Here is a 13,298-nt window from a genome sequence, read left to right as displayed (position 1 = left end):
ACCTTTCCCTTAGGCGTTTTCGATTGTCTCGAATTTAATCTTCTTCTTGCTCTTGGAATATTCATCCTCGTAGTCGGAGATATCAACGCTGTTACCTTCCGAGTCGGTGATGACGATATCCAGGGCAAGTCCCCTGAGTTCCTGCACCAATACGTTGAAGGATTCCGGAATTCCAGGTTTAATGGAATGGATCCCTTTAACGATGGCTTCATAAATTCTAGCTCTTCCCAACATGTCATCCGACTTGATGGTAAGAAGTTCCTGAAGAGTATGAGAAGCGCCATAAGCTTCGAGAGCCCAGACCTCCATCTCTCCCAAACGCTGACCACCGAATTGAGCCTTTCCTCCCAGAGGTTGTTGAGTAACCAAGGAGTAAGGTCCGGTAGAACGAGCGTGGATCTTGTCGTCCACCAAGTGAGCGAGTTTCAACATGTAGATGTAACCGCAGAATACCTCGTTCATGAAAGGTAATCCGGTACGTCCGTCGTATAATTTGAATTTAGAGCTGAGTGGAAGGTTTGCTTCTTTGCAATACTTCTCAACATCTGCTTCGGTTGCTCCGTCGAAGACCGGAGTTTCGAAATTGATACCAAGTTTGCTTGCAGCAAGTCCCAGCTGAGTTTCGAAGATCTGTCCCAGGTTCATACGAGAAGGAACGCCTAACGGGTTCAGAACGATATCCATCGGAGTACCGTCTTCCATGTAAGGCATGTCTTCTTCTGCCATGATACGAGCGACGACACCTTTGTTACCGTGGCGTCCCGCCATTTTATCTCCGACCAGAAGCTTACGCTTACGAGCTACGAAGACTTTTACCATTTCTTCAACGCCCGCAGGAAGTTCGTCGCCTCTTTCACGAGAGAAGCGTTTGATATCGATTACGGTTCCTTCGAATCCGTTCGGCATACGAAGAGAAGAATCTCTTACTTCTTTCGCCTTCTCTCCGAAGATGGAATGAAGAAGTTTGTATTCCGGAGTCAGGTCAGTTTCTCCCTTCGGAGTTACCATTCCCACCAGGATGTCTCCCGGTTTCACTTCGGCACCAACACGGATCACACCGGTTTCGTCCAGGTCTCTGAACGCTTTGTCAGAAAGGTTCGGAATATCTCGAGTGATCTGCTCTTGTCCCAATTTGGTTTCACGAGCTTGGATCTCGAACTCTTCGATGTGAATAGAAGAGAAGATATCGTCTTTGACTACTTTTTCGGAGATTAGGATCGCATCCTCGAAGTTGTAACCTTCCCAAGGCATGAAAGCCACGAGAACGTTACGTCCGAGTGCGAGAGTTCCGTTGTCCACAGCAGGACCATCAGCGAGCACCGTACCCTTCTGAAGGATATTTCCGTTCTCGTCCATTCTCTCACCGAGAACGATTTGTCCTGCGAGAGTAGAACCTCTGCGAACTTCTTCTCCGTTATTCACGATCGGCTGGTATTGTTTGAGGCCGGAAACAAGAGAATATTCTCTTACGTTTCCATTGTCTGCGGTCACTTCGATCTTCTCTTTGCTGACCTTGGACACTCTTCCGTCGATCTCGGAATGAACTACTCCTACAACAGGAGTTTGGTTGAAACAAGTACCTTGGTTGGTCTTCTTGAATTTCGTAAGATCGTAAGTGTCGGATTCTTTTCCGCCCTTACGCTCGATAATCACCTTCTCCGCATCCACGTATTTTACTACACCATCATGTCTGGAGATGATGCAAATACGGGAATCGTAAGCGGCACGAGTTTCCATACCAGTTCCCACATAAGGAGCCTCTTGGCGAAGAAGAGGAACTGCCTGACGTTGCATGTTGGAACCCATGAGTGCGCGGTTCGCGTCATCATGCTCCAAGAATGGAATGAGAGCAGTAGAAACGGAGACTACCTGCATAGGAGTCAAGTCCATGTACTGGATCTCGTTCGGGCTACGGAAAGGATAATCAGATCTATGACGAGTAGAGATCAGTTTGCTTTTGAACTCACCCTTCTCATCCACAGGAGAAGAAGATACTGCGATAGAATGATATTCTTCTTTGTCTGCAGTTAGGTATTCGATGTGATTTCCGACTCTGCTGTTCTTAACAGTACGATATGGAGTCTCTAAGAATCCGTAATCGTTCACTCTCGCATAAGAAGACATGGAGAGAATGAGTCCGATGTTTGGACCTTCAGGAGTTTCGATCGGGCACATACGACCGTAGTGGCTGTAGTGAACGTCACGCACTTCGAATCCTGCTCTATCTCTGGAAAGACCTCCAGGTCCGAGAGCGTTCAGACGACGTTTGTGAGTGAGCTCTGCCAGAGGGTTGGTCTGGTCCATGAACTGAGACAATTGGCTGGAACCGAAGAACTCGTTGATCACCGCTGTGATCGGTTTGATGGAGATCAGAAGTTGAGGGGTTTGAGTTCCCACTTCTTGTACTGTCATTCTTTCTTTGATGACTCTCTCCACACGAGTGAAGCCTACTTTCAATTGGTTTGCGATCAACTCACCAACCGAACGGATACGACGGTTTCCTAAGTGATCAATATCATCCGGATAATAGTTCTCTGTTTCAGAGATCAAATTGAGAAGGTAACGTACAGTCTCGATGATATCTGCAGGTCTTAAGACTCTTTCTTTCGCACTAGAGAATTCTTTCGGGTTATTGAACTCGAATTTGCTATTGATCTTATAACGACCAACATCACCTAAATCGAAAGTCTTAGGAGAGAAGAAAAGGCGATTCAATTCCGCTTCTGCGTTCTCAATAGTAGAAGGCTCGCCTTGGCGCATAATGCCGTGGAATTTCAAAACTGCGTCTTCGTAATCGTTGACGCCGTCTTTCTCCAAGCAATTGACCAGAACAGGATTATCCTTATCACGAGGATACTCTACCAGTTCTACTTCCTTCACTTTCATCTCTTTCAAGATGGAAATATTGTCTTCGTTGATCCTGGAACCGGCATCGAGCATTACCTCTCCGGTTTCCATATTGATCACGTCCGCGATCACTCTGCGTCCGATCAATCTCTTGAGTTCTTTAGAAGAAGCTCCGCCGATTTTTGATTTGGAAGATTTGTAGAAAAGACGAAGAACTTCTTCGTTAGTTCCGTGTCCTAAGGACTTAACAAGAAGAGTAGCAGGGAATTTTTTCTTACGGTCGATCTTCGCAACCAGAATCCCTTTATTGTCCATCTCGAATTCCAACCAGGATCCACGATACGGAATCACTCTGGCAGAATAAGTATCTCTCTCTTCATCATAGGAGAAGAAGATACCAGGAGAACGGTGGAGCTGAGAAACAACTACGCGCTCTGCTCCGTTGATGATAAAAGTCCCCTGCTCGGTCATCACAGGAAGGTCGCCCATATAAACGACCTGCTCACGGATCTCACCGGTTTCTTTGATAATGAGTCGAATAACTGCTTTTAAAGGAAGCGCGAAGGTTGCATCGGTATCTTTGCACTCTTGCGGGTTTTTCTTAGCCTCTCCCAAAACATAGTGGCTGTATTCCATCACCATGTCGTTGTTTGGGCTCTCGATCGGGAATGTTTCCCTGAAAACCGCTTCTAAGCCTTGGTTCTTTCTTTTAGTGGGGTCCTTAACTTCAGATTGAAGAAACCAATCGAAGGACTTCTTCTGAATCTGAATCAAGTTAGGAAGGTAATCCAGATTGGTGATCTTACCGAAGTTTACCCGTTTTCTCTCTACTTGACCGTACATTCGTGTTGCCCCCTAGGGTTGTGGAAAATAATTACGCGAGCGGAGAAAATACAATTAGGCAAGGAAGTCCGCTGGCCTCCCTGCCTGAGTGAAAGGATTGTAATCAGATATCGAGGAGACAAAGCCTCGGCTCCTGATTAGACTGCCTTAAGTTCGATTTGAGCGCCGACAGCTTCTAATTTCTTTTTAAGATCGTCAGCTTCTGCTTTCGCAACGCCTTCTTTAACGGATTTTCCGCCAGCTTCAACTAAGTCTTTAGCTTCTTTCAAGCCAAGACCGGTGATCTCGCGAACAACCTTAATAACTTCGATTTTCTTGTCTCCGAAGCCTTTCAAGATTACGTTGAAGGATGCAGGCTCATCCGCTGCTGCCGCTCCGCCAGCTGCTGGTGCCGCAGCTGCAACTGCTACTGGAGCCGCTGCGGAAATTCCGAACTTCTCCTCCATTTTTTTGACTAGGTCAGCTGCTTCCACGAGGGTAAGTTTGCCGAGTTGCTCTAATAACGCTTCAGTGGTAGACATTTTGTGCTCCTTGATTCCGTTTGGTCCTTTAAACTACTTACTAAAATTGGTTCTACTGATTGTTCTTTTCTGCGACAGCTTGGATAGCTCTTGCAAGTCCTGCGATAATTTGGTTCATACCGGAAGCGATGCTTCTTGCTGGACCGTTGATACCGCCTGCGATCTGAGCCAAGAGTTGCTCTCTTGACGGAAGACCTGCGATTGCTTCCACTCCTTCTCCGTTCAGGACGGATCCGTCTAAGTATCCTGCTTTCAGAATAAGGTTCTTATTCGTCTTAGCATACTCTTTCAGGATCTTCGCTGCAGCGGGAAGGTTCGAGTCTGCGAAAATTGCCGCTAAAGTTCCCTGATATTCGGGACCAAAAGCGATGTTCTTATCCTTATGCTTCTCGGATTCCTTAAGTGCGAGAAGAAAGAGATTGTTCTTGATCACTTTCATCTCGGACCCTTCTTTGCGAAGTTTCGCACGAAGGTCGGTGATTTCAGCCACCGTGAGTCCGCTGTAGCTGGCTAGGATGAAGTCGCTACGTTTTTCTAATCTGCCTTTAAGATCGGCTACTGCTTCAAATTTTTCCTGGCTGGGCATTGTTCCTACTCCCGTCTACTACGGCCCTTAGAGGGACGTGTTGACCAGTTCCTTAACGTCTACTTTCACACCGGCACCCATAGTAGGAGACACGGAGAAAGTTTTCAGATAATCACCCTTAGCATCCGAAGGTTTGTCCCGGAGAAGAGTTTGAACTACTGTGCGAATGTTTTCCACGAGTTTGGTTTGATCGAAACTGACCTTGCCCACTCCAAGATGCACGACACCGCCTTTATCTGGGCGATATTCGATACGTCCTGATTTTAACTCTGCAACCGCTTTCGCTACGTCATTGGTAACGGTTCCGGCCTTAGGCTTAGGCATTAAACCTTTGCGTCCTAAGATCGGTCCGAGCTTACCTACTTCCTTCATCATGTCAGGAGTAGCGACGCAAGCATCGAAATCGGTCCAACCACCGGCTACTTTCTCGATCAAGTCGATATCGCCCACGAATTCAGCTCCCGCATTCTTCGCGTCGTTCTGTTTGTCTCCTTTGCAGAAAACAAGGACTCGAACCAGTTTACCGGTTCCGTGAGGAAGGGAAATAGTCCCTCTCACGTTCTGTAGAGATTTATAATTTACTTTGGTAGAGATCTCAATCGTTCCATCAAACTTAGTGTAAGAAGTAGCCTGAGCTAATTCAACAGCCTTCTCGATAGGATACACTTTAGTTGCGTCGACTTTCTCTTTTGCTGCGCGATATTTCTTTCCGCGTTTCATAATTAACCCTCTACCGTAACGCCCATGGAGCGACAAGTTCCCGCGATGATTTGAACGGCTGCGTCCAGATCATTTGCGTTTAGATCTTCCATTTTGGTTTTAGCAATTTCTTCTAATTGCTTGCGAGTGATCTTCCCAACCTTAACGGTGTGAGGAGTTGCGGAGCCAGACTCTAAACCGATTGCCTTCTTAACAAGAAGAGCCGCCGGAGGAGACTTGGTGATGAATGTAAAACTCCTGTCGGAGAATACTGTGATTACAACAGGAAGCTTGTACCCGATTTGGGATTTACTTCTCTCGTTGAACTGCTTGCAGAACTCCATGATGTTCAATCCTGCCTGACCGAGAGCCGGTCCGACTGGAGGAGCAGGGTTGGCCTTTCCGGCTTCAACCTGGAGCTTAATCTGCTTTACTACTTTTTTTGCTGCCATTGGCGAAACACCTTATTTGTTTCTCCCGGTTTCCCACCGGTCAGGGTTCGGTTTTAACCTGTAGATAATCTAGTTCTACAGGAGTGGAGCGACCGAAGATCTCCACTTTCACTCTGAGTCTTCCTTTATCAGGGAAGATCTCATCTACGACTCCGGTAAAATTAGCGAAAGGCCCGTCGATAATCTTCAGGTTGTCTCCCACTTTGAACAATAAACGAGGGCTTACAGGCTCCTCGGATTTGTATTCACCAGTTTCCGCGAATAGGTTTTTTACCTCGTCTACGGAAAGAGGCTCTGGCCCTCCATCTTTCGATCCCACAAAAGTGGAAACGGAAGGAAGACTCTGGATCATGAAGCGAAGGTCCTCGTCCATATCCATCTCAACAAGAACGTAACCCGGCATGAGTTTCTTCTTAGTGACCTTCTTCTTGCCGTTCTTCATCTCGGCGACTTCCATGGTTGGAATACGCACTTGAGAAATCTTCTCCTCCAGCTTGCGCTGTTGGACTAGTTTCTCCAGATTTTTCTGGACCTTATTCTCATGACCGGAATAAGTCTGTAACGCATACCATTTCAAATCACCCATAGTTACCACACTAGTCCTCTGCCCTTACAGATTCCAGAATCCGGTCAGGAGTTTTACAAACGCAGTATCCGAAAGAAAAAGAAATGCGGAGAAAAATAATACGGTGCCCAACACTACAAAAGTAGATTGCATCACTTCTTGTCTGTTCGGCCACTGAACTTTCTTCAGTTCCTCTCTACATTCTTGTATAAATGCGCCTAACTTCACTTAATAAATCCTTCCTACATTCTAGGTTCCGGAGAAGAGCTCCAGGTCTGGAGAGAATCGAACTCCCACCAAGGACTTTGGAGATCCTTGTTCTACCATTAAACTACAGACCTATTAGAACTAAGCCCTCTACCAGGCTTGAACTGGTGACCCCTTCCTTACCATGGAAGTGCTCTACCGCTGAGCTAAGAGGGCATGTCTCACTACCCGGCTCCCGGAAGAGGAGCTAGAAATACACAGTATTTTTACCCAGGGTCCCCGGTCAAGGTTTTAGCCAAGATGTCGAGGAAGATGGCATTATTTATGCAAGGGGGAAGTCTTTTAGAAGGATTTTTTCCAGGTCCCGAGAATTTCAAACACTCATATGCGACATAAGTTAATGGCCCAAGCTTCGAAATTCTGTCTCTTCTTCTAATTTGTAAGATAGATAAGAAGTGAGAAGCCATTTCTATTTCTCGGAACCACTTTTCCGGCCCTGGAGCTTGACATTACATCCATATTCACCATATAATACCATATATGTTAGCTGTCAAAACCACTCTTTATATTCCGGACGAGCTGATCCATAGCGCTCAAATGTACACCGGCATCCAAGAAAAAACTCGTCTAGTGCAGGAAGGTCTACGCGCCCTGATCCGAGAAAAATCTGCGGAAAGACTAGCCCTTTTAGGAGGAAGTGATCCAAAAGCGGAAGGACCGACTCGCAGAAAAGGCGTTAAATGAGCGGAGTGCTGGTAGACACTTCTGTTTGGATCAATCATTTTCGTAAATCGGACCCAAAGCTCGTCGAACTACTCCAATCGGGTTTGGTTCGACGCCATCCCATGGTGGAAGGAGAACTGAGCCTGGGAAATTTTAAGAATAAGAGTGCTTTTTTGACCGAGTATTCCCAATTGATAGAAGTTCCCACGGCGAATCACCAAGAGGCCATGATCTTTTCCGAAAGAAATTCCTTAGCGGGAAATGGGATTGGCTGGATAGACGCTCATCTTTTGGCAAGCTGCGCATTAGGTAGCGCCAGATTGTATTCTGCAGATTTGTACTTAAACAAGGCCGCAGAAAAGATCGGCATCGGCGAAGTTTGATCTGATATGGCGAATTTTTCACCTACATCCTTATTCCTGGCTTTCTCGATCGGTCTCGCTTTTCTATTTTCTTTAGGGGAGATCTTCTCCTCTCCCAGAGGAGAAAAACAAAATTTACTCGCTTTCATTTTCTTCTTAGTCGGGATCTTTCTCACTCACGCATTCTTACTTACTTGCAAGATGATCGTATTCTTTCCGGGTCTGTATCTGACCCATCTTCCTATCTCAGCATTGATGGGCCCCTTTCTAGAACGTTATCTTCTTCTTGCCATGGGAAATCCTCCCGAACCTAAAAAGATCCTATATCTAAAGACGCTTCCTGCACTCGGAGTATTACTTTGGATGCTTCCGTTTTATCTTTCCAACGGCCCCGAAAAGATCGCGCTCTTACAAAATATGCAAAGCACTGGTCTTCCATTATTCTTAAAGATCCCAGTGCTCAGCACCATGGGCGTAATGTTTACTTTCTTGTTCTCTATATTATTCAAACTGTTTACAGAAGTTAGATACTGCGTCGTCTATAAGGACGCCAGAATGCTGACGATCTTCGGAGTTGCTTCTTTTACTCTATTTATTCTTCTCTATGGATTCTTTTCAGTGCTTATCGGATCCATAAGAGGATTAGAAGGAGTCGGCTCTCTGATCGGGATCTTTTTATGCGCTCTCTATATTCTTCGCCAAGGATTTCCAGAATTCTTTTTGGAAGTCAGAAAAGTGGTAGAAGAAGAGAAGAAATACAAAGCTTCGCAGTTGAACGGATTGGATCTAGAGAGTATCAAGCGCAATTTAGAGAATCTCTTCCAAAACGAAAAGGTTTTCCTAAAGGAAGATCTTACCCTCGGATTCTTAGCGAGCAAACTCGAGATCAGCACCCACCAACTTTCCGAATATCTGAACAATGAAATCGGAAAGAATTTTTTTCAATTATTGAACGAGCATAGGGTAGAAGAGGCAAAACAAAGAATAGAATCTGATCCGCAGGAAGTTTTGCTTTCCATCGCCTACTCTTCAGGATTTCGCTCCAAATCCACTTTTAACGATGTTTTTCGCAAGGAAACCGGCTTCACTCCTTCCGAATACCGAAGTAAAATCCGTAAAAAAAAGAGCAAATAAGTCCGGTTTGATCGGTCCGGACCTTTATTTCCTTCCGATCCGATCGGAGAGGACGACTCTTTTCAAGACCCGAGATACAATTTCCTCGATCATTCGGAGGAAGCATGAGTATCAACGCTTGCGATTTTGGTTGGGAATGTGTCCGAAACTTCGGGCTTTTTCAACTTAGTATGAATTTTATTAGGTATTACCCTCTTGCGGGACTCGCATTTTTTATCTTTTGGGTCTGGAAGAAAGGATACTTCGATAAGTTCAGGATCCAGAAAAGTTTCCCTAAATGGGAAAAGGTAGTCTTCGAGATCAAACAGTCCGCTGTGACTATGGTAATGTTCAGTCTGGTTGCAGTGATTTCTTTCAGTCTTCAAAAGTTAGGATATATTCCTAAGGCCTTATATTTTAAGATTTCAGATTACGGTTGGGCTTACGCGATCTTGAGCTTTGTTCTGATCACTATCTGGCACGAAACCTGGTTCTACTGGGCTCATAGACTTATGCATCACAAAAAGGTCTATACCTTCGTACATGCAATTCATCATAAATCGGTAAACCCTTCTCCCTTGGCAGCTTATAATTTCCATTGGGCTGAGGCGTTTTTAGAAGCAGTATATGTAGTCCCGTTTATCAGTTTGGTTCCGATCCATTTCGGAGTCTTCCTGTTCCATACATTCTATGCGATGGTCATGAATATCTGGTGGCATCTTGGATATGAATTCTTGCCTAAAGGATGGGCAAGTCATCCGATAACCAAGTGGATCAATACCTCTACCCACCATAACCAACATCATCAGAAGTTTCATGGAAATTACAGTCTATACTTCAACTTCTGGGATAGGATCATGGGAACGAATTTCCCGAATTACGAAACGTACTTTGATGAGGTAGCGGAGAGAAAAGAAGAAAAATTTGAAGCAAAAGCCTCCCAAATTGGCTTTGCAAAATAGCTCTTTATATCTTTAGAAGAGACCGGTATTTTCGGTCTCTTCTTTTTTTCATTCCAGGGTCTTGTGAGTAATCTATGGCTCTTATTTTCAAAAGAGTTTTAAGAAAATCTAAAATATAGTTCCTTCTCCGTGACCTCCTCCCCCATGGCCGCCACTTTCTCCACCGTCCCCTCCGGATCCTCCGCCTGAGCCTCCTCGAGAACTTCCTCCACGATAAGTTCTAACGTTCGTGCCGGAATAGTAGCATGCATTTACGCAAGAAGTATGAAAGGTTTCGCATATATAGTAAACTCCGAGAGGACTTTTAGATCCCTTTGTTAACAAAAGACAAACGGAAAGGTTATTATTGCAGCCTCGATCGCAGGCAGAATCATTAGAGCAAGATCCTAACGCGATCCAAAGAAAGGCAATAATAACGAAGGATTTCATTATCTGGACTTAGCACCGAAGGTACTAAGCAACTCCTTAACTCGAACGGAATCATCCAAGGTAACTTCAGAATAAGCAGTATGGCCCTGTATGCTTCTTACATTCACCTTTGCTCCGTTCCTTAGCAATAACTCCACGAATTCCGGATTTCGATTATAAGCCGCCATCATAAGAGCAGTATGACCATCCCTCGTCTTTGCATTTACATCCGCTCCGTTCTTGATCAAGAACTCTGCAATTGCAATTTCTCCTTCTCTCGCGGCAATCATCAGAGGAGTGTAGTTCTGTGTATAAGGATCCCTTGTATTTATAGAATGTCCTTTTGTGAGAGTAACCTTAAGGCCTCTTAGGTCCCCTTTATAAACATAGTCGGAAGGATATCCTTGGCGAACAGTAGAAAGGGTGCATCCGAAGAGGCCGCAACTCAATAAGAAAATGGCCGATACCAAGATCTTCTTGGCTGATCTAAACTCTTCAATAAATGGATTTTTTTTGTTCTTTAGGTAACTCACGGTCTATTCCTCCACGCTGATACACACAAGACCCGAGAGAGTTCCCGTTTTTTTCCCGAGATGGAAATTTTATGTTTTTAGTAGTTTAAAATTTCTGAATGTACAAAAATCAAGCAGCGCAGAGTTAGTAGATCATACAAACTGGATATGTCTAAAATTTATTTCTAAATGATAAGCGGACTCAATCTAAAGGTGAAGAATCCGGCATAGATATCAAAACACTTCCATCTTCTTCCATTTTTACTTCGGATAAAGAGAGAGTCTTGCGATACTGGGCAAAAGAGAATTCAAAGGGAGAAGATTCATTCTTATCCTGCAAGAGTATCCTGCCTTGGTGGACTTGGATCCCTCCGAAGAGAAGCTTCCCCCCGAGAACATAGATATAGTTCTTGGAATTGGTCTTAGGAAGCGGCAGTTCTTGTTCCTGAACGAAGCCTATCTGCAATGTCTCTTCGTTTAACTTAATTTCGGCGATCCTTCCTTCCACAGCTGGATCGGGAAAAACGGAGAATGGTTCGAAGAAGATCCGATTTCCTGAGATCACAAGACCCTTTCCTTTCGGGAAACGAATCAGATCTTCAAAAGAAACTCCTACAGTATTTAACAGTTCTTTGGTATACGGATTGAGCAGGGCCTGAAGGGATTCATTTTCGAGAAGTATCCTTCCCGATTCGGAATCGATCTTCATATTTGCTATTCCTTCAAAAGCTACCCAAACAACCAGTTTGACCTCTCCGCTCATTTTGAGTTTCCAAGTACCTTTATGAAAAATCGGAGAGATATGTATTTTGCGAAGAGGAGAATCCGCAAAGGCGAGCAACCTGCCATTGATCAATTTCTCCAAACTTCCATAAGGGATCCGGATCTCTCCGGAAAGAATTTTTAAACTAAAAGATTCTGGTCTATCAAAGGCGAGAATGTTTCCCGATTTCGAGATCGCCTCAAGGGCGAGCTTCTCCGCATCCACATAGATCCCTTTTTGCCAATGAAAACGGACATTTTTAAGAAGAAGATGGGGTCTTAAGAAGAGTGCCGGGGACTCAAAAACTTCTGAACTCGAAAAAGGATCAGCAAGTGAAGATTCGATCTTGTCCAAGCTGAGTCTGCCCAGAAAGAAAAACAGGATCGCAGTGAATACGATACTCGCCCCATACGTCCAAGGAGCTAAGGATTTAATTTCAATTCGTTTCATTTCGCATAACCGCAAAAGCGGATGCTTTCTTTTAAATTCCGGTTTACTGATGGCTACTTCTTTTCTACTGAAAAGCCGATTAGTTTGGCTCCCAAGAGAATGAAATGCAATTGATAAAGATCAGGATCTGCTCTTCTTCTTAAGAGAGCTTGCGGCTTTGAGAGATTTTTTCTTGGGCTTGGATTCTAATTTCTCTTCGAATCGGAAGAAGAAGTCGTAAGGCTTTTTATACAATCTTGCCAATCGCCAGAATTCTATCACATCTATCCTTCTATCTCCGGCCTCTATCTTAGAAACAAAGGATTGTGGAGCATCTAACGCCTGAGCGACTTCGATTTGGGTCAGGCCAGACTCCTCCCTCGCCTTCTTTAATAAGCGTTGAAAGATCTTGTATTCTTCTGTATAGATCGTCTTGGCCAAACATAGGAATTGTACTTCCTATTTTAGAATATCCCAAATTAGGATATTAAGATCTGTAACAAACAAAGGAAGAAGGAATTTTGCTCCGATATGCCGGAACTACACGCAAATTCGATAATTTCAACTTGCAGAACCCTTTCCGAAACTTCTTCTTTGATCATGTCTTCTGAATTTCATATTGGGATCTTAATTTTTCCGGATCTGACCCCTCTGGATATGGTCGGCCCCTACGAAGTATTTTCTAGAATGAAAGGTGCCAAGGTTTCCCTGGTGGCGGAATCCAAGGATCCAATCCGCTCTGAAAGAGGAATGTTTTTCATCCCCGATCTAAACCTGGAGGAATCTCCTGATTTCGATCTAGTATTGGTTCCTGGAGGCCTCGGGGTCAACCGCCTCATGGAGAATCAGAAAATTCTCTCTTGGTTGAAAGCAAAGGCAGAAAAAGCAAGTTATCTCACTTCAGTTTGCACTGGCTCATTGGTACTTGCTTCTGCTGGATTATTGAAAGGCTATCAGGCCACAAGTCATTGGCTTTCTTTAGATGTGCTAGAGCTCTTTCCTGAAGTAGAAGTGAAAAAAGATAGAGTGGTCCTCGATAAGGATCGTGCCTCGGGAGGAGGAGTTACGGCAGGGATTGACTTTGCACTTTCTCTGGTTGCTGAACTCCAAAGCAAGAAAGCAGCTGAAGAGATTCAGTTGATCTTGGAATACAATCCGGCTCCCCCATTTTCCGCAGGACACCCGAGCACCGCACCTGCAGAAGTCTTGGAAGAAACAATAACTTCGAGAAAGAAGGCTCAGGATCTCCGCAAAGAGATCGCAGGCCGAGCAATACAAAACCTAAAGAAGCAATAAGAGTATCTCT

16 protein-coding genes and 2 tRNA genes are annotated in these 13,298 nt (G+C 44.7%); 5 read left to right on the top strand and 13 right to left on the bottom strand.

Annotation, left to right across the window (positions count from 1 at the left end; all coding sequences use genetic code 11):
• Positions 1–9 precede the first annotated feature (9 nt).
• The 9 genes from rpoB to EHO59_RS06380 all read right to left on the bottom strand — a co-directional run bounded on the left by rpoB (position 10) and on the right by EHO59_RS06380 (position 6,936).
• Positions 10–3,690: a DNA-directed RNA polymerase subunit beta gene (gene rpoB, locus EHO59_RS06420; RefSeq protein WP_135585867.1), complete on the bottom strand. Its 3,681-nt coding sequence runs from the start codon at positions 3,688–3,690 to the stop codon at positions 10–12.
• A 137-nt stretch (positions 3,691–3,827) separates the two neighbouring features.
• Positions 3,828–4,211, bottom strand: a complete 384-nt coding sequence (rplL, locus tag EHO59_RS06415) for a 50S ribosomal protein L7/L12 (RefSeq protein ID WP_135585865.1) — start codon at positions 4,209–4,211, stop codon at positions 3,828–3,830.
• Positions 4,212–4,263: 52 nt separating this feature from the next.
• Positions 4,264–4,797, bottom strand: coding sequence for a 50S ribosomal protein L10 (rplJ, locus tag EHO59_RS06410; RefSeq protein WP_135585863.1), 534 nt, complete (start codon positions 4,795–4,797; stop codon positions 4,264–4,266).
• A gap of 27 nt (positions 4,798–4,824) precedes the next feature.
• Complete coding sequence (gene rplA / locus EHO59_RS06405) at positions 4,825–5,517, bottom strand: 50S ribosomal protein L1 (RefSeq protein ID WP_135585861.1); 693 nt, start codon at positions 5,515–5,517, stop codon at positions 4,825–4,827.
• A 2-nt stretch (positions 5,518–5,519) separates the two neighbouring features.
• Complete coding sequence (rplK, locus tag EHO59_RS06400; protein WP_135585859.1) at positions 5,520–5,948, bottom strand: 50S ribosomal protein L11; 429 nt, start codon at positions 5,946–5,948, stop codon at positions 5,520–5,522.
• Positions 5,949–5,988: 40 nt separating this feature from the next.
• A complete protein-coding gene (gene nusG, locus EHO59_RS06395) occupies positions 5,989–6,534 on the bottom strand; it encodes a transcription termination/antitermination protein NusG (RefSeq protein WP_135585857.1) in 546 nt (181 codons plus the stop codon).
• 24 nt (positions 6,535–6,558) lie between these two features.
• Positions 6,559–6,741, bottom strand: coding sequence for a preprotein translocase subunit SecE (secE, locus tag EHO59_RS06390; protein WP_135585855.1), 183 nt, complete (start codon positions 6,739–6,741; stop codon positions 6,559–6,561).
• A gap of 42 nt (positions 6,742–6,783) precedes the next feature.
• Positions 6,784–6,854 (bottom strand) — tRNA-Trp (locus EHO59_RS06385).
• Between the two features lie 10 nt (positions 6,855–6,864).
• A tRNA-Thr gene (locus EHO59_RS06380) sits at positions 6,865–6,936 on the bottom strand.
• 324 nt (positions 6,937–7,260) lie between these two features.
• Between EHO59_RS06380 and EHO59_RS06375 the strand changes: the two genes are divergently transcribed.
• From EHO59_RS06375 to EHO59_RS06360, 4 genes are all read left to right on the top strand, one after another.
• Positions 7,261–7,464 (top strand): type II toxin-antitoxin system VapB family antitoxin, encoded by a 204-nt coding sequence (locus EHO59_RS06375; protein WP_135585853.1) that lies wholly within the window; start codon positions 7,261–7,263, stop codon positions 7,462–7,464.
• On the top strand, positions 7,461–7,826 hold the full coding sequence (locus EHO59_RS06370) for a type II toxin-antitoxin system VapC family toxin (RefSeq protein ID WP_135585851.1): 366 nt from the start codon (positions 7,461–7,463) through the stop codon (positions 7,824–7,826). The genes EHO59_RS06375 and EHO59_RS06370 overlap by 4 nt, the downstream gene beginning before the upstream one ends.
• Before the next feature lie 6 nt (positions 7,827–7,832).
• Positions 7,833–8,939, top strand: a complete 1,107-nt coding sequence (locus tag EHO59_RS06365) for a helix-turn-helix domain-containing protein (RefSeq protein WP_135585849.1) — start codon at positions 7,833–7,835, stop codon at positions 8,937–8,939.
• Between the two features lie 104 nt (positions 8,940–9,043).
• A complete protein-coding gene (locus EHO59_RS06360) occupies positions 9,044–9,880 on the top strand; it encodes a sterol desaturase family protein (protein WP_135585847.1) in 837 nt (278 codons plus the stop codon).
• A 108-nt stretch (positions 9,881–9,988) separates the two neighbouring features.
• Here EHO59_RS06360 and EHO59_RS06355 read toward each other — a convergent pair whose 3' ends face one another.
• The 4 genes from EHO59_RS06355 to EHO59_RS06340 all read right to left on the bottom strand — a co-directional run bounded on the left by EHO59_RS06355 (position 9,989) and on the right by EHO59_RS06340 (position 12,433).
• Positions 9,989–10,309 (bottom strand): hypothetical protein, encoded by a 321-nt coding sequence (locus tag EHO59_RS06355; RefSeq protein ID WP_135585845.1) that lies wholly within the window; start codon positions 10,307–10,309, stop codon positions 9,989–9,991.
• A complete protein-coding gene (locus EHO59_RS06350) occupies positions 10,309–10,821 on the bottom strand; it encodes an ankyrin repeat domain-containing protein (protein ID WP_246052672.1) in 513 nt (170 codons plus the stop codon). The genes EHO59_RS06355 and EHO59_RS06350 overlap by 1 nt, the downstream gene beginning before the upstream one ends.
• 181 nt (positions 10,822–11,002) lie before the next feature.
• Positions 11,003–12,013: an energy transducer TonB gene (locus EHO59_RS06345; RefSeq protein WP_135585843.1), complete on the bottom strand. Its 1,011-nt coding sequence runs from the start codon at positions 12,011–12,013 to the stop codon at positions 11,003–11,005.
• A gap of 120 nt (positions 12,014–12,133) precedes the next feature.
• The gene (locus tag EHO59_RS06340) at positions 12,134–12,433 is read right to left on the bottom strand and encodes a helix-turn-helix domain-containing protein (RefSeq protein ID WP_135585842.1); all 300 of its coding nucleotides are present in this window, start codon (positions 12,431–12,433) and stop codon (positions 12,134–12,136) included.
• 156 nt (positions 12,434–12,589) lie between these two features.
• On the opposite strand from EHO59_RS06340, the gene EHO59_RS06335 reads away from it, so the two are divergent.
• Positions 12,590–13,288, top strand: coding sequence for a DJ-1/PfpI family protein (locus EHO59_RS06335; protein WP_425460218.1), 699 nt, complete (start codon positions 12,590–12,592; stop codon positions 13,286–13,288).
• The last annotated feature ends 10 nt before the right edge of the window (positions 13,289–13,298 follow it).

Origin of the sequence: Leptospira semungkisensis (assembly GCF_004770055.1) — a bacterium.
Lineage (GTDB): Bacteria > Spirochaetota > Leptospiria > Leptospirales > Leptospiraceae > Leptospira_B > Leptospira_B semungkisensis.
This window is presented reverse-complemented; position numbering and strand designations above follow the sequence as displayed.